Origin of the sequence: Pseudomonas bharatica CSV86, assembly GCF_000319305.2 — a bacterium.
GTDB classification, from domain to species: Bacteria; Pseudomonadota; Gammaproteobacteria; order Pseudomonadales; family Pseudomonadaceae; genus Aquipseudomonas; species Aquipseudomonas bharatica.
The window spans coordinates 2,863,150-2,878,628 of record NZ_AMWJ02000001.1; the positions used below are offsets into that span (position 1 = coordinate 2,863,150).

At 63.3% G+C, this 15,479-nt stretch carries 12 protein-coding genes and 1 pseudogene; 9 read left to right on the forward strand and 4 right to left on the reverse strand.

The window, feature by feature from the left end:
* Positions 1 to 62: 62 nt before the first annotated feature.
* From CSV86_RS12740 to CSV86_RS12755, 4 genes and pseudogenes are all read left to right on the forward strand, one after another.
* A complete protein-coding gene (locus CSV86_RS12740; RefSeq protein WP_009401267.1) occupies positions 63 to 1,685 on the forward strand; it encodes an ABC transporter substrate-binding protein in 1,623 nt (540 codons plus the stop codon).
* Positions 1,682 to 2,631: pseudogene (locus tag CSV86_RS12745) on the forward strand (ABC transporter permease). The gene CSV86_RS12740 and the pseudogene CSV86_RS12745 overlap by 4 nt, the downstream one beginning before the upstream one ends.
* A 1-nt stretch (position 2,632) precedes the next feature.
* Positions 2,633 to 3,523: an ABC transporter permease gene (locus CSV86_RS12750; protein ID WP_009401264.1), complete on the forward strand. Its 891-nt coding sequence runs from the start codon at positions 2,633 to 2,635 to the stop codon at positions 3,521 to 3,523.
* A complete protein-coding gene (locus CSV86_RS12755) occupies positions 3,520 to 5,124 on the forward strand; it encodes a dipeptide ABC transporter ATP-binding protein (RefSeq protein ID WP_009401203.1) in 1,605 nt (534 codons plus the stop codon). Before CSV86_RS12750 ends, CSV86_RS12755 begins: the two co-directional genes overlap by 4 nt.
* A gap of 158 nt (positions 5,125 to 5,282) precedes the next feature.
* On the opposite strand, the gene sodC is transcribed toward CSV86_RS12755, so the two are convergent.
* Both sodC and CSV86_RS12765 read right to left on the reverse strand, forming a co-directional pair.
* Positions 5,283 to 5,810, reverse strand: coding sequence for a superoxide dismutase family protein (gene sodC, locus CSV86_RS12760; RefSeq protein ID WP_009401201.1), 528 nt, complete (start codon positions 5,808 to 5,810; stop codon positions 5,283 to 5,285).
* A 143-nt stretch (positions 5,811 to 5,953) separates the two neighbouring features.
* A complete protein-coding gene (locus CSV86_RS12765; protein WP_009401200.1) occupies positions 5,954 to 6,439 on the reverse strand; it encodes an Lrp/AsnC family transcriptional regulator in 486 nt (161 codons plus the stop codon).
* A 122-nt stretch (positions 6,440 to 6,561) separates the two neighbouring features.
* Here CSV86_RS12765 and CSV86_RS12770 point away from each other — a divergent pair, with 122 nt between their 5' ends.
* A complete protein-coding gene (locus CSV86_RS12770) occupies positions 6,562 to 7,593 on the forward strand; it encodes a histone deacetylase family protein (protein WP_009401199.1) in 1,032 nt (343 codons plus the stop codon).
* A gap of 230 nt (positions 7,594 to 7,823) precedes the next feature.
* Here CSV86_RS12770 and CSV86_RS12775 read toward each other — a convergent pair whose 3' ends face one another.
* On the reverse strand, positions 7,824 to 8,138 hold the full coding sequence (locus CSV86_RS12775) for an ArsR/SmtB family transcription factor (RefSeq protein WP_000349485.1): 315 nt from the start codon (positions 8,136 to 8,138) through the stop codon (positions 7,824 to 7,826).
* Between the two features lie 141 nt (positions 8,139 to 8,279).
* Here CSV86_RS12775 and CSV86_RS12780 point away from each other — a divergent pair, with 141 nt between their 5' ends.
* The 3 genes from CSV86_RS12780 (at position 8,280) to CSV86_RS12790 (ending at position 12,059) form a co-directional block, all read left to right on the forward strand.
* A complete protein-coding gene (locus CSV86_RS12780) occupies positions 8,280 to 9,284 on the forward strand; it encodes a permease (RefSeq protein WP_040363373.1) in 1,005 nt (334 codons plus the stop codon).
* A 12-nt stretch (positions 9,285 to 9,296) separates the two neighbouring features.
* Positions 9,297 to 10,574: an ISL3 family transposase gene (locus tag CSV86_RS12785; protein ID WP_000610830.1), complete on the forward strand. Its 1,278-nt coding sequence runs from the start codon at positions 9,297 to 9,299 to the stop codon at positions 10,572 to 10,574.
* An 81-nt stretch (positions 10,575 to 10,655) separates the two neighbouring features.
* Entirely contained in the window at positions 10,656 to 12,059 is a 1,404-nt protein-coding gene (locus CSV86_RS12790; RefSeq protein ID WP_009401517.1) for an amino acid permease, read from the forward strand.
* A gap of 102 nt (positions 12,060 to 12,161) precedes the next feature.
* Here the strand turns inward: CSV86_RS12790 and CSV86_RS12795 are convergent, their stop codons facing one another.
* On the reverse strand, positions 12,162 to 13,583 hold the full coding sequence (locus CSV86_RS12795; protein ID WP_009401519.1) for an amino acid permease: 1,422 nt from the start codon (positions 13,581 to 13,583) through the stop codon (positions 12,162 to 12,164).
* A 454-nt stretch (positions 13,584 to 14,037) separates the two neighbouring features.
* On the opposite strand from CSV86_RS12795, the gene CSV86_RS12800 reads away from it, so the two are divergent.
* On the forward strand, positions 14,038 to 15,465 hold the full coding sequence (locus CSV86_RS12800) for an aminotransferase-like domain-containing protein (RefSeq protein ID WP_009401521.1): 1,428 nt from the start codon (positions 14,038 to 14,040) through the stop codon (positions 15,463 to 15,465).
* Positions 15,466 to 15,479: the final 14 nt, after the last annotated feature.

Below are 15,479 nucleotides of genomic sequence, written 5' to 3' on the forward strand. Positions count from 1 at the left end.
ACCCGGCCGCGCCGCCGGGATGCGGCGCGGCCCTGCTCCGACAACGGAACGAGGAATCGCCCATGAGACTGCAACGAACCCTGGCCAGCGCGGCCATCCTGCTTGCCCTGGGACTGTCCGGCTGCTCGCCTTCGCAACCGGACGCAAAGGCGGCGAGCACCCTGAAGATCGCCTTTTTCAACGACAACACCCAACTGGTCAGCATCGATCCGTTCCAGGTCTACTGGCTGGAGCACCGGGTGGTGCTGCGCAACGTGGTCGAGGCCCTGACCGACCAGGACCCGCAGACCGGGCAGATCATTCCGTGGCTGGCCGAACGCTGGGAGATCAGCCCGGATGCCCGGGAGTACACCTTCTACCTGCGTAAAGGCGTGACCTTCAGCAACGGCGAGGCGTTCGACGCGCAAGCGGTCAAGACCGCCTTCGACAGCAACAAGGCCTTCGCCGCCGAGCTGCCGAGCACCTTCGGCGCCACCTACCTGGCCGGCTACGACCACGCCGAGATCCTCGACCCGCACAGCATCAAGCTGGTGCTGAGCAAACCCAACGCGGGCTTCCTCCAGGCCACCTCCACCACCAACCTGTCGATCCTGGCCCCCGAGTCGTACCGCAAGACCGCCAAGGAACGCTCCCTGGGCGCGGTGATCGGCACCGGCCCGTTCAAGATCGACCACTACACCCCGGAAAGCGGCCTGCGCCTGGTCCGTCGCGAAGGCTACGCCTGGGCCTCGGCCAACGTGCAGAACAAGGGCGACGCGCACCTGTCGGCCATCGAGGTCAGCTACGTACCCGAGGAAAGCGTGCGCAACGGCCTGTTCCTGCAGGGCAAGGTGGATATCCTCTGGCCGCGGGTGCCGTTCTCCGAGGTCGACCTGCAACTGTTCCAGCGCAACGACGCGACCATCCAGAGCCGCTCGCTGCCGGGCCCGGCCTGGAACCTCTACCCCAATACCCGCGACAACCGCATCCTCGCCGACCAGAAGGTACGCCTGGCCCTGCAAAAGGCCATCGACCGCAAGAGCTACGCCAGCACCGTCTACAACGAAGCCTTCCCGGTGGTGGACGGCGTCTACGATGTGACCACCCCGTACTTCCGCAGCCAGGGCGACAAACTGGCCTACGACCCGCAAGGCGCGGCCCGGCTGCTGGACGAGGCCGGCTGGACGCTGGGCCAGGACAACTACCGCTACAAGGACGGCAAGCGCCTGGTCCTGCTATACAACCTGGCCGGCAAGGAAACCCCCGGCGACGTGCTGATCCAGGACCAACTGCGCAAGCTCGGCATCGAACTCAAGCTCAAGGTGCAGACCACCGCCGAGTGGGCCGCGAACAACGCCGCCGGCAACTATGACCTGACCTACACCTACATGACCCGGGCCGACCCGATCATCCTGCAGACCATCCTCGACCCGCGCAGCGCCAACAGCTCGACCCTGGCCACCAACACCTACGCACCGAACGTGCTGCCCGTGGCGCAGAACCTGTTCGACGCCGGCCTCACCGCCACCGCACCGCAGCAGCGCGCCGACGCCTACGGCCAACTGCAGGACCTGCTGATCGACCAGGGCTCGGCAATCCCGGTGTACGAGCGGGTGTGGCAGGCGGCCACCTCCAAGCGCGTGCAGAACTTCCGCTGGAGCGCCGAGGGCTTTGCCTTCCTCAACGACATCGAGGTCAAGCCATGAGCCGCTACCTGCTCGGCCGCATTGCCCAGGCCGCCCTGGTGCTGTGGGGGCGTACAGCATTACCTACTTCATTCTCTACCTGCTGCCGGGTGATCCGCTGAGCATCATGCTCAGCGCCTCGGGCATGGAGATCGATGCGCTGTCGCCGGAGCAACTGGCGAAAGCCAAGGCCTATTACGGGCTGGACCAGGGCTTGCTGGAGCGCTACGTCAACCTGCTGCTCGGCGTATTGCAAGGCGACCTGGGCCAGTCACTGACCCTGAACCGCCCGGTCACCGCGATCCTCGCCGAACGCCTGCCGCAAACCCTGGCCCTGGCCGGGTTCGCCATCGTCCTGTCGCTGATCGGCGGCGTGGGCCTGGCGTACCTGGCCGCCTACGTGCGCTGGCAACCCTTGAAGACCGCGCTGTCGCGTCTGCCGGCGCTGGGCTTTTCCGTGCCGGTGTTCTGGATGGGCCTGCTGCTGATTCAGATCTTCGCCTTCGGCCTGGGCTGGTTCCCGGCCACCGGCAGCACCGGCTTCGACAGCCTGGTACTGCCGGCGGTGACCCTGGCCATTCCCAGCGCGGCGGTCTACGCCCAGGTGCTGCAACGCGGCTTCCAGGATGTCTGGCGCGAGCCCTACATCGTCACCGCCTACGCCAAGGGCCTCAGCCGCGCCCAGGTACAGGCCCGCCACGGCCTGCGCAATGCCGCCCTGCCGCTGCTGACGCTGATCGGCCTGCAGGTGGGCAACACCGTGTCCGGTGCCGTGCTGGTGGAAACCATCTTCGCCCGCAACGGCGTCGGCCGGCTGGTGCAGGAGGCGGTGCTGCGCCAGGACATCCCGCTGGTACTGGCGGTGGTGACGGTGTCCGCTGCCGCCTTCGTGCTGGTCAACCTGCTGGTGGACCTGCTCTACCCCATCCTCGATCCGCGCATTACCCATGCGCCCAAGGTGAGCTGAGATGACCGTATTGCAACGCCTGATCCCCGTGGCCGGCGAGGCCTCCCAGTGGCGCCCGCGGCGGCGCCTGCAACGCTTGCTGGACCAGGCCGGGCCGCTGCTGCGCCGGCCGGGCTTCGTCGTGGCCCTGGTCCTGGTGCTGTTTACCCTGGCGGCCGCGCTCTGGCCCGGCCTGTTCACCCAGGTCGATCCCTACGCCACGCAGCCCTCGGCCAAACTGCTGCCACCGAGTGCCGCGCACTGGTTCGGCACCGACGAGCTGGGGCGCGACCTGTACACGCGGGTGCTGTATGGCGCGCGCCTGTCGGTGGAGGCGGCGCTGCTCGCGGTCGGGCTGGCGCTGGTCAGCGGCCTGGGCCTGGGCATCGTCTCGGGCTTTATCGGCGGACGCGTGGACGCGCTGATCATGCGCCTGGTGGATGTGCTGCTGGCCCTGCCCGGCCTGCTGCTCGCGCTGGCCATCGTCACCGCGATCGGCTTCGGCACCATTCCGGTGGCAATCGCCGTGGGCGTCGGCATCATTCCCGGCTTCGCCCGCACCACCCGCGCCGAGGTGCTGCGGATCAAGACCCTGCCCTACGTCGAGGCCGCGCGCCTGGGCGGCGCAAGCTGGGGCCGGACCTTGCTGCGCCATGTGCTGCCCAATGCCTGGGGGCCGGTGGCGGTGCTCGCGACCCTGGATATCGGCGCGGCGATCCTCGCCACCGCCGGCCTCAGCTTCCTCGGCTTCGGCGCCGCACCGCCCGCCGCCGAATGGGGCACGCTGATCGCCAACGGTCGCCACTTCCTCATCACCGCACCCTGGGTCTCGCTGCTGCCGGGGCTGTTCCTGGTGCTGGTGGTGTTCAGCCTCAACCATATCGCCCGCACCTTCGAGGAGATCCAGCGATGAGCCGCCTGATCGACGTGCAGGACCTGCGGGTCAGTTACCACAGTGCCGGCCGCGTTACCGAGGCGGTGCGTGGGGTGAGCTTTCATCTGGACCCAGGGGAAACCCTGGCCATCGTCGGTGAATCCGGTTCGGGCAAGACCACCATCGCCAGCGCCCTGCTCGGCCTGTTGCCGGCGACGGCACGGATCGATGGCGGGGTGCTGAAGGTGACCGATCACGACATCAGCCACGCCAGCGAGCGCAGCAAACAGCAACTGCGCGGCCGGGTGGTCGGGTTGGTGCCGCAGGATCCGATGGTCAGCCTCAACCCGACCCTGAGCATCGGCAAGCAGATCGCCGAGAGCCTGGTCCTGCGCCATGGCAAACGCTATCCGGGCCTGGACGCGGATGTGCTGGAACTGCTCGAACAGGTAGGGCTCGACAACCCGGCCCTGCGGGCGGCCCAGTACCCCCATGAGCTGTCCGGCGGCATGCGCCAGCGCGTGCTGATCGCCATCGCCCTGGCCGGCGAGCCCCGGCTGATCATCGCCGACGAGCCTACCAGCGCCCTGGATGTCACGGTGCAGAAGCGCATCCTCGATCACCTGGAGCAACTGGTGAAAGCCCGCGGCATCGCCTTGGTGATCATCACCCATGACCTGGGTGTGGCGGCGGATCGTGCCGACCGGGTGCTGGTGATGCGCCAGGGCGAGTTGGTGGAAAGCGGCGTCGCCAGCAAGGTGCTTTCAGCGCCCGGCCACAGCTACACCCGCGATCTGCTGGCAGCAGCGCCAGCCTTTGGTGAAACGCCACGGCCGGTGTCGGTTTCAACCCTCGGCGCACAGCCGCTACTGGAGTTCGAAGGGGTCGGCAAGCGCTTCCAGCTACCGCACGGGCAGCACTTCCAGGCACTGCAGGACTTGAGCCTGGAGGTCTACCCGGGGCAGACGCTGGCCATCGTCGGCGAGTCGGGTTCGGGCAAGAGCACCAGCCTGCGGATTGCGCTCGGGCTGGAGCAACCCAGCTCGGGCCGGGTGCGTTTTGCCGGGCAGGATATCGGCGGCTTGAGCTGGAAGGCGTTCAGGCCGCTGCGCCAGCGCATGCAACTGGTGCAGCAGAATCCGTTCGCCGCGCTGGACCCGAAGTTCAGCATCTACCAAAGCGTGGTCGAGCCGCTGGTGTCCTTCGGCCGGCTCAAGGGTCGCGAGCTGGAACAGGCGGCGCGGCGCCTGATGGAGCAGGTGCAGTTGCCGGCCAGCTACCTGGACCGCCTGCCCCGCGAGCTGTCCGGCGGCCAGCGCCAGCGCGTGGCCATTGCCCGGGCACTGGCCTTGAAGCCCGACCTGTTGCTGCTCGACGAGCCGGTGTCGGCGCTGGACGTCTCGGTGCAGGCGCAGATCCTCGACCTGCTGCGGGAATTGCAGGCGGAACTGGGCGTGGCTTACGTGCTGGTGTCCCATGACCTGGCGGTGGTCGCCAGCCTGGCGCACCAGGTGGTAGTGCTCAAGCAGGGGCAGGTGGTGGAGCAAGGGGAGGCAGGTCGGGTGCTGGAGCAGCCGCAGGCCAGCTATACCCGGGAATTGCTGGAGGCGGTGCCTGGGCGGAGGTTGGCAGTGGCCTGATGTTCTGGTGTCCTCCAGGGCCTCATCGCTGGCAAGCCAGCTCCCACAAGGTCCGGGTCGCTGCTGAACCTGTGGGAGCTGGCTTGCCAGCGATGAGGCCCGCAAAACCCAAAAAAAATCCCGGCCAGATGACCGGGATCTTCATGTCTACACCAGGCTTATTTGATCACCCCACAAGCAAACCGAGCCGCCCCGCCACCCAGCGGTGCCGGATGATCCGAGTGGTTGTCCCCACCGGCATGAATCATCAGCGCATGCCCCTTCAGCTCGTCCAGCTTCTTGATCTTCGGCGCCAGCAGCGGCTGCGAAGCCTTGCCGTCGGCGGTAACGATCAGAGCCGGCAGGTCGCCCAGATGGCCGCCGTCATCCCACGGGAAGCTGTGCTTGCCGGTGTTCTTCGGATCCCAGTGGCCACCGGCGCCGCCGGCCGGTACCGGCTTGCCATCGGCCTCGGTCGGCGCGCAGCTGGGGTTGGCGTGCACGTGGAAACCATGCACGCCCGGCGCCACGCCGTTCAGTTCAGGGGTGAACACCGCGCCGTACGGGCTTTCGGTGATGGTGACGAAGCCGACGCTCTTGCCCTCGCCCTGGGCGGTGGCTTCCTTGAGTTCGACCTTGATCGAGTCGGCGGCCTGCACTGCGGCACTGGCACACAGGGCTACTGACAAAGCAATCCACTTTTTCATCGGGCGCGTTCCTTGTTTAGCAGAAAAAATCGCTTGAGAGCTTAGACAAAATCCGGTGGAAGGTTCGAATGAAAATCACTTCCAGCAATATCAGGCAACAGCTCTCCCGAACAGTTCCGCAGTCCAGAGCTCGCAGCCCCGCCTCATTCCGGCACCGGCAAACGCGTCACCGCCTTCACCTCGCGCAACGACAGGCTCGACTGGATCGAGGCAATCCCCGGCTGGCGCCGCAACACGTCCTCGACAAAGCGCCCGTAGCTTTCCAGATCCGTCGCCACCACCGTCAGCACATAATCCGCCTCCCCCGTGACCTTGTGACACGAGAGCACCTGGGGCAGTGCCTTGATCGCCCGTTCGAACTGGTCCGGGGCGTTGTCGGAGACATTGCCGAAGCGCACCTGGGCAAAGGCCATGACGTCATAGCCGAGCTTCCTGCGATCCAGATTGGCCTGGTAGTCACGGATGATGCCCAGGTCCTCCAGGCGTTTGCGCCGCCGCCAGCACGGCGTGACGGACATCGACAGGCGCTCGCCCAAGGCGGCACTGGACAGGGTGCCGTCGTCCTGCAACAGGCCCAGCAAGGTACGGTCGACACCATCCAGCGAGTCAAAAGAACTGTCTTTGCTCATACCGCTCACCTCTAGAAATGAATTTGCTCACTTAACCCGATTATCAGGAAATAAAGCAAAACAATTTCCCGGATCCAGCGCGAAAATCGTCTTCACAACAACACCCCGAAGAGGACACTCCCGTGCTGACCGTTTTCAGTTCCAGCCACCGCCTGCACCACGGCACCGAGCTCAAGGATGGCGCGCTGACACCGTCCTTCGAAAAACCGCAGCGGGCCGAGACCGTCCTGGCCCGGGTGCGCAGCAGCGGCCTGGGCGAGGTGATCGGCGAGCAGCGTCATGACCGCGCCTGCTACGTCGCCGCCCATAGCGAGCGCTATGTAAGCTTTCTGGAAAACGCCTGGGACGAGTGGTCGGCCACCGGCAAGACCCACGACGCCCTGCCCCTGGTCTGGCCGGTGCGCGACCTGGCCAGTGCCCCGGAACCGGGCTTCATCGACGGCAAGCTGGGCTTCTATGCCATGGATGCCGGCTCGCCAATCACCGCCGGCACCTGGGAAGCGGTGCGCGCCAGTGCCGATGTGGCGCTGACCGCAATGGACAAGGTGCTCGACGGCCATCACAGCGCCTTCGCCCTGTGCCGGCCACCCGGACACCACGCCGCGCGCGAATACATGGGTGGCTATTGCTACCTGAACAACGCCGCCATCGCCGCCGAGCGCTGCCTGGCCCAGGGCTCGCAGCGGGTGGCGATCCTCGATGTGGACTTCCACCATGGCAACGGCACGCAGAACATCTTCTACGACCGCCCGGACGTGTTCTTCGCCTCGATCCACGGCGACCCGCACGTGTCCTACCCCTACTTCTCCGGCTATGCCGAGGAAACAGGCGTCGGTGCTGGCGAAGGCTGCAACGCCAACTACCCGCTGGCCCGCGGCACGACATGGAGCCGCTTCCGCGAAGCGCTGGAGCATGCCCTGGCGCGGATCGTCGCCTACCGTCCGGAGCAACTGATCATCTCCCTCGGCGTCGACACCTTCGAGGACGACCCCATCAGCCATTTCCGCCTGACCAGCGAGGACTTCCTGCGCATGGGCCAGTGCATCGCCGGGGCCGGGCTGCCGACCCTGTTCGTGATGGAAGGCGGCTACATGGTCGACGAGATCGGCATCAACGCGGTGAATACCCTGCAGGGCTTCGAAGCCAACACCTGACGTACCCCGCCCCGCCCGCACGGCGGGGCTTCAGCGATCCAGCAAAACAACAAAGGGTATCCGGAATTTCTGGTTGATAAAATGCCAAAGATGTAAAGAAGAAAATCTTTCTCAGCGGATTATCTGATTGATCCTCTTCAGCCTACTCTACTGCCAATTTTCTGTTTCCACCTTCGCCTGAGTCTTCATAGCGATGCTGACTAGGGAGGACAGCGAGAGCTGGGCAAGCGTCAAAGCGGTTCTGGTTCATGCGCAATCCGGACACCTGCACAACATTCCTCTTGTAAGAAACCGATCAAATTCTCTAGGTGCCCATACTCGGGTATACAGACAATCGTGCGGCTATGTTTCTCCTGCCGGATCAGCCCTACCTTGGCCATGCGCGCAAGGTGATGTGATAGCGTCGAAGCAGGAATACCCAGCCCCTTCTGGATATCTCCGACCGAAGCCCCATCATGGCCAGCTTTGACCAGAAAGCGGAACACGGACAGTCGGTGACTATTCCCTAGCTCAGCTAAGCTGGCTGCAACCTTTTCGTGATCCATAGCACGCCCCAATAATTCGATGTTTCTAGAATTATAGTTGACAGGTCGGATAAACGCAAGTAGGCTGCGTACATCATTTCGACAATACTAGAAATATAGGAGTAATATTGAATGTCATCTCAACTCCAAGACGCTCTAGGCATGTTCGCCTTTCTCGCTATCGAGCTATCGGTTTTATTCATTGGCATTAGCTTGCTGGTCGGAGTTCTTCAACGTCACATCCCACCATCCAAGGTGGAAGCGTTACTGACTTCCAGTGGGAAGCGAGGCTATTTTCTTGCTGCTGGTTTAGGAGCTATAACGCCCTTCTGTAGTTGCTCGACTATCCCCATGTTGAAAGGGTTGATTCGGGCACGGGCCGGTTTTGGGCCGATGATGGTGTTTCTTTTCTCATCTCCGTTGCTGAATCCTATCGTCGTCGGCCTGCTGGTTGCCACGTTTGGATGGACACTTACTGCTATCTATGTGCTCGCCGCTTTGGTGGTCGCGGTAGGTGCCGGATGGCTGCTTCACACGCTTGGCTTCGAGCGTTATGTGCGCCGGACGGCGACACAAGAGAGCAGTGGATGTAGTTCATCAGCAAGCCCGTGCAGTGCTACATCGACCGCATCGAGTTGCGGCACCAACAGCTGCGACACCACTCCGAAGACGGCTTCTTGCGGGGCTGATAGGAAGACAACAGTCTCTACGTCTAGCGAATGCTGTGACAGTCAACCCACTGTCACGGTTAAGAAAGAAGGGAAGTACAGTGGTGTGTGGCGGGAAGCTTGGTCGGACTTTATCGATGTGTTGCCTTACCTGCTCATCGGTATTGCGATTGGCAGCGTGATCTATGGTTTCATGCCCACTGACTTATTGGAGCAGTATGCAGGCCCAGATAATCCCTTTGCCATTCCAGTTGCCGCTGTCATCGGCGTGCCGTTGTATATTCGCGCTGAAGCCGTCATACCTCTGGCAGCGGCTCTGATGGCCAAAGGCGTGGGTGCCGGGACGGTGCTAGCGTTGATCATCGGCAGTGCCGGAGCCAGCCTGACTGAGCTCATTCTGTTGCGCTCTTTGTTCACGCTGAAGCTTTTAGCGGCGTTTTTAGCAGTCATTTTTGCTATGGCGATGATTGCCGGTTACGCCACCTACCTGTTTTTCTGATCAAGGCGGGAGATGATTAATTCGTTAAGCCTTCCTGGGTACCAGTTGGTGGATTCTGATGAGCAGAATGAAGACATACATTTTCGGCTTGAAGCACCTACACCAGTAGCCTGCGAGGGGTGCGGCGTGCAGGGTGAGTTCGTGCGGTTCGGCAAGCGTGACGTTCCCTATCGTGATCTGCCCATCCACGGCAAGCGGGTCACTCTCTGGGTGGTCCGCCGCCGATACACCTGCCGGGCCTGCAAGACAACATTCAGGCCCCAGCTACCGGAGATGGTGGACGGATTCCGTATGACACTGCGGCTGCATGAGTACGTGGAGAAGGAATCCTTCAACCACCCCTACACCTTTGTGGCGGCACAGACCGGCCTGGACGAGAAGACGGTGCGCGACATCTTCAACGCCCGCGCCGAGTTCCTGGGGCGCTGGCACCGCTTCGAGACGCCCCGCATCCTGGGCATTGACGAGCTATACCTGAACAAGCGCTACCGCTGCATTCTGACCAACATTGAGGAGCGAACCCTGCTCGACCTGCTGGCCACCCGCCGCCAGGACGTGGTGACCAACTACCTGATGAAGCTGAAAGACCGGCAGAAGGTCGAGATCGTCAGCATGGACATGTGGAACCCCTACCGGGCAGCGGTCAAGGCTGTGCTGCCCCAGGCCCGTATCGTGGTCGATAAGTTCCATGTGGTGCGCATGGCCAACGATGCCCTAGAGAGAGTGCGCAAGGGCCTCAGAAAGGAGCTGAAACCGTCCCAGAGCCGGACTCTCAAGGGAGACCGGAAAATCCTGCTGAAACGCGCTCACGAAGTCTCAGACCGGGAGCGCCTCATCATGGAGACCTGGACAGGCGCGTTCCCGCAACTGCTGGCCGCCTACGAGCACAAGGAGCGCTTCTACGGCATCTGGGACGCCACCACACGGCTCCAGGCAGAAGCCGCCCTGGACGAGTGGATAGCCACCATCCCGAAGGGCCAAAAGGAAGTCTGGAGCGATCTGGTCAGGGCAGTGGGAAACTGGCGCGAAGAGACCATGACCTACTTCGAGACGGACATGCCCGTCACCAACGCTTACACGGAGTCCATCAACCGACTGGCCAAGGACAAGAACCGTGAAGGGCGCGGTTACTCCTTCGAGGTGATGCGGGCACGAATGCTCTACACCACGAAGCACAAGAAGAAGGCACCGACTGCGAAGGTCTCTCCTTTCTACAAGAAAACCATCGGTTACGGACTGCCGGACTTCGCAGAGGAACTCAACTACGGAGTCGATCTATCAACCATCTGATAATGGTATCAGGTTGGTGGGGTAAAGGTGCCCCATCAACCATTAAATCCGTATACCCACAACAAAAAAGAGGTTCGATCAATGCACACGTCATCCGCACGCCCGGAGGCTGCAGGGCATCTGCAGCGCACCCTGGAAAACCGCCATATCCAGCTGATCTCCATCGGCGGGGCGATCGGCACAGGGCTGTTCATGGGCTCGGGCAAGATCATCGCCCTGGCCGGCACCTCGATCATCCTGGTCTACGCCATCATCGGTTTCTTCCTGTACTTCGTGATGCGCGCCATGGGCGAGCTGTTGCTCAGCGACCTGCGCTTCAAGTCTTTCGCCGATATCGTCGCAGCCTACCTCGGGCCACGGGCCGGCTTCGTGCTGAGCTGGTCGTACTGGCTGAGCTGGAGCGTGGCGGTGGTCGGCGACGTGGTGGTGGTCGCCGGCTTCATGCAGTACTGGTACCCGGACCTGCCGGCATGGATGCCGGCGTTCTTCACCCTGTTCCTCCTGCTTGGCCTGAACATGCTGGCGGTACGGATCTTCGGCGAGGTGGAGTTCTGGTTCGCGATCATCAAGATCATCGCCATCATCGCCCTGATCCTCACCGCCCTGGTAATGATCGCCACAGGCTTCACCTCGCCCAACGGCGTACAGGCGTCGCTCGGGCATATGGCTACGCCGGGGGCGATTCTTCCCCATGGTCTCAGCGGCTTCTTCGCCGGTTTCCAGATTGCCGTGTTCTCCTTCGCCGGCACCGAGCTGATCGGCACCACCGCCGCCGAAGCGAAGAACCCGGAACGCACCCTGCCCAAGGCAATCAACACCATTCCGGCACGGATCCTGCTGTTCTATATCCTCGCCCTGGTGTGCATCATCAGCGTAGTGTCGTGGGCCGAAGTGCCGGCCAACCGCAGCCCCTTCGTTGAATTGTTCCTGCTCGCCGGCTTCCCCGCCGCAGCCGGGATGATCAATTTCGTGGTGCTGACCTCGGCGGCGTCCTCGGCAAACAGCGGCGTGTATTCCGGTTGCCGGATGCTCTTCGGCCTGGCGGAACGGCGCAATGCCCCGGGGATCTTCGGACGCCTGTCGACACTCAGCGTGCCGGTCTACAGCTTGCTGTTCTCGGGGGCGTGCATGCTGGTGGGGCTAACCCTGCTGTTCGTGATTCCGGAAGTGATGAGAGTGTTCACCCTGATCTCCACCGTGTCGGCAGTGCTGGTGCTGTTCACCTGGTCGATGATCCTGATCGCCTATCTCGCCTATCGCCGCACCAATCCGGCGGCGCACCAACGTTCCAGCTTCAAGCTGCCGGGGGGCGTGCCGATGGCGATGGCGACGCTGGGCTTCCTGCTGTTCGTGCTGTCCCTGCTGGCCCTGGAAGCCGATACCCGCGCGGCGCTACTGGCGATGCCGGTCTGGTTCGTGTTCCTGCTGCTGATGTATCGCCGACGCAGCAGCAAAAGCACCGCCGGGCAGTTGAACAACGCCTGATCCTGACCTGCGACATTGCGTCCGATGGTCAAGCAGCGTTGAGATTGCAGGGTCTGCAAAAAACACTGTGGGAGCTGGCAAGCCAGCTCCCACAGTGGGCGATCAGGCAGCAGCCTGCTTCAGCGCGCGCTGGTGCACGATCACACCGATCAGCGCTACGACGATCGCCGCGACACCGGTGGAAACCACCAGCACCTGGTACTCCTCGACGAAGGCCATGGTCACCAGGCAACCAACGATGAACACGATGCTCAGGTAGGTCAGCCACGGGAACAGCCACATCTTCAGGCGGATCTGCTTGCCTTCGGCTTCCAGCTTGCGGCGCATCTTCAGTTGCGAGCAGGCGATCACCAGGTAGACGAGCATGGCGATCATGCCGGTGGTGTTCATCAGGGTGTCCAGCACATCCTTCGGACGCAGGGCTTCGTTGAAGTTGATCAGGGCACAGATGATCGCGATCGAGCACGAGCCGATAATGGCGAAGACCGGTACGCCGGTGCCCGCGCGGGTCATCTTGAAGATCTTCGGCGCGTCGCCACGGGTGGCCAGGGAGAACAGCATGCGCGACGCGGTGTAGTGGGCCGAGATCAGGCAGCTGCTGACCGAGGTCAGGACCACGAAGTTCATCATGAACTCGGCGCCCGGGATACCCAGCAGTTCCAGGGTGCGGCGGTACGAGCCATAGCCCGAGGTGCCCATCAGCGGGTCGTTCCACGGTACCAGGCAGACAATCAGGAAGATCGAGCCGATGTAGAACAGGCACACGCGCCACACCACGGAGTTGGTGGCTTTGACGATCTGACCGGCCGGGTCCTTGGACTCGGACGCGGCGATGGTGACGATTTCGGCACCGAGGAAGGCGAACATCGCACCGAGCATCGCCACTACCACGGACTCGATGCCGTTGGGCATGAAGCCGCCGTGGGCAGTGAGGTTGGCCATGCCGCTGACTTCACCGGTCGGCCACAGGTTCATCACCGCCGCGGTGCACACCACCAGGAAGCAGACGATGGCCACCACCTTGATCAGGGCGAACCAGAACTCGAACTCGCCGTAGTGCTTGACATTGAAGAAGTTCACGCAGATCAGCGCCAGGGTGGCCATCAACACGAATTCGTTGATGCTCACCGAAGGGAACCAGCCATGCAGGATCTTGCCGGCGACATAGGCTTCCCAGGCCATCAGGATCACCCAGTAGCCCCAGTACAGCCAGCCGATGGTGAAGCCCGCCCAGCGCCCGATGGCACGTTCGGCATAGGTGGAGAACGAGCCGGTGTCCGGCGAGGACGTCGCCATTTCACCGAGCATGCGCATGATCAGCACCACCAGGATGCCGCCGGCCAGGTAGGCCAGGACGGCGGCCGGGCCGGCGCTGTGGATCACGCTGCCGGAACCGACGAACAATGCCCCGCCGATCACTCCGGCGATCGACATCATGGTCAGGTGGCGCGATTTGAGCGAAGCCGCCAGCTTGCTCTCGTGCTCCGACTTCGCTGCCGAAGTCGATGTGGATGTTGCGTCCATCAGTGGTCTACCCCGTGTTCTTTTTATCCAAGGAAACTCGACAGGGGCGCGAAATGGCATCGCGCCCCCTGTTGCATCAGCTGCTCTGATTCGACGTGCACGACCCTGCCCGAGCCGACGAACGGCTATGTGCTGGCAGTGTGTTGTCGTGCCCAGGCTCGTCCGCTAAGCCTGGAAAGTTACTGCGAAGACACTGCGCACCGGCCTTGCGGGCACGACGACAGCGAGTGAGACGCGGAGACTGAGCCCCGCCTCGGGAATTTGTGGTTCGACGAGCGGTTGTTCATGAAGCTTCACGGCTTTGATCTAGCGGTAACTGATACCTAATGTAAAAATGTCCGACCTCAAGAGCCATGCACAGTGCCCACTGATTGTCACAGCACTGTACAGGTCGCCAATGCAATACAGCGCATGCGCGGCCGGCGTTATGCTCACCCGAAGGCACCGTTTTCCCATGTTCGAACTCCGCCCCGACGCCTCGCCTCCCCTGGTCAACCAGATCATCAACGGACTGCGCGACGCGATCGAGAACCAGACCCTCAAGCCAGGCGCCAAGGTGCCGTCGATCCGCGCCTTCGCCGCGAAATACTCGGTGAGCACCTTCACCGTGGTGGAAGCCTACGACCGCCTGGTGGCCCAGGGCCTGCTGGTCAGCCGTGGCACCGCCGGCTTCTTCGTCAACCGCGCCGCCGGCGACCTGCTGGAGGCCCAGGCCAGCGAACCGGACACGGCCAAGCCGGCGTTCAATTCCGAGTGGTACCTGCAACAGATCTTCGAAAGCCGCCAACTGGCGTTCAAGCCCGGCTGTGGCTGGCTGCCCAATGACTGGATGTTCGAGGACGGCCTACGCCGCGGGCTGCGCCAGGTTGCCAGCAGCGTGCTGGAACTGAGCGGCTACGGCGATCCCATGGGCCTGGCCGAACTGCGCACCCTGACCGCGCAGAACCTGCAGCAGGACCTGCGCATCGTGGTGCCGCCGAACCAGCTGATGCTCACCCACGGCGCCAGCCAGGCCCTGGACCTGGCGGTACGCACCCTGGTGCGCCCGGGCGACGTGGTGCTGGTGGACGACCCGGGCTACCCCAACCTGATGAGCATCCTGCGCTTCCAGGGCGCGACCCTGGTGGGCGTGCCGCGCACGCCCAACGGCTACGACCTGGACCACCTGCAACGGCTGCTCGAGCAGTACCGGCCAAGCGTGTTCTTCACTCAGCCGCACCTGCACAGCCCGACCTGCACCCGTACTCCGCTGGTACAACTGCACCGCCTGCTGCAACTGGCGACCCAGCACGACTTCCGCCTGGTGGAGAACAACCTCTACGCCGACATGATCGAGGAGCCCCTGCCCTGCCTGACCAGCCTCGACCAGCTGCAACAGGTGGTGTATGTCGGCAGCTACTCCAAAAGCATCTCGCCCAACGTGCGGGTCGGCTACATGCTGGCCAACCCGGAGCTGATGCAGCAGTTGCTGCAACTGAAGATGCGCTCGGGCCTGACCACCTCCCAGGTGATGGAGCGGGTGGTCTATGCCGCGATCACCGACGGCCGCTGGCGCAAGCACCTCAAGCGCCTGCGCCAGCGCCTGGCCGAGGCGCACCAGGAGGTGGGCCGGCAACTGGCGCGGCTGGGCTTCGAGCGCTTCATCGACAGCGACGAAGGCATGTACATCTGGACCCGCCATCCGGCCATCCCGGACAGCGCCGCGCTGCTCGACGATGCGCTGGACCAGGGCATCATGCTCGGCCCCGGGCAGTTGTTCATGGTCGACAGCCAGGCGACCGGGTGGATGCGGTTCAACGTGGCGTTCAGCACCGATCCGGCGCTGTGGGAGCAACTGGAGAAGCTGCTGGTCAAGCATGTGCGGGCGGTGAAGGACCGCTGATCGTCTTTATCGGC

Excerpts from the sequence above, each read along its gene's own strand:
- CSV86_RS12785 (WP_000610830.1), top strand. The coding sequence starts at position 9,297 with ATGATTAATTCGTTAAGCCTTCCTGGGTACCAGTTGGTGGATTCTGAT.
- CSV86_RS12750 (WP_009401264.1), top strand. The coding sequence starts at position 2,633 with ATGACCGTATTGCAACGCCTGATCCCCGTGGCCGGCGAGGCCTCCCAG.
- CSV86_RS12790 (WP_009401517.1), top strand. The coding sequence starts at position 10,656 with ATGCACACGTCATCCGCACGCCCGGAGGCTGCAGGGCATCTGCAGCGC.
- CSV86_RS12765 (WP_009401200.1), bottom strand. The coding sequence starts at position 6,439 with ATGAGCAAAGACAGTTCTTTTGACTCGCTGGATGGTGTCGACCGTACC.
- CSV86_RS12800 (WP_009401521.1), top strand. The coding sequence starts at position 14,038 with ATGTTCGAACTCCGCCCCGACGCCTCGCCTCCCCTGGTCAACCAGATC.
- CSV86_RS12755 (WP_009401203.1), top strand. The coding sequence starts at position 3,520 with ATGAGCCGCCTGATCGACGTGCAGGACCTGCGGGTCAGTTACCACAGT.
- CSV86_RS12795 (WP_009401519.1), bottom strand. The coding sequence starts at position 13,583 with ATGGACGCAACATCCACATCGACTTCGGCAGCGAAGTCGGAGCACGAG.
- CSV86_RS12740 (WP_009401267.1), top strand. The coding sequence starts at position 63 with ATGAGACTGCAACGAACCCTGGCCAGCGCGGCCATCCTGCTTGCCCTG.
- CSV86_RS12780 (WP_040363373.1), top strand. The coding sequence starts at position 8,280 with ATGTTCGCCTTTCTCGCTATCGAGCTATCGGTTTTATTCATTGGCATT.
- CSV86_RS12775 (WP_000349485.1), bottom strand. The coding sequence starts at position 8,138 with ATGGATCACGAAAAGGTTGCAGCCAGCTTAGCTGAGCTAGGGAATAGT.
- sodC (WP_009401201.1), bottom strand. The coding sequence starts at position 5,810 with ATGAAAAAGTGGATTGCTTTGTCAGTAGCCCTGTGTGCCAGTGCCGCA.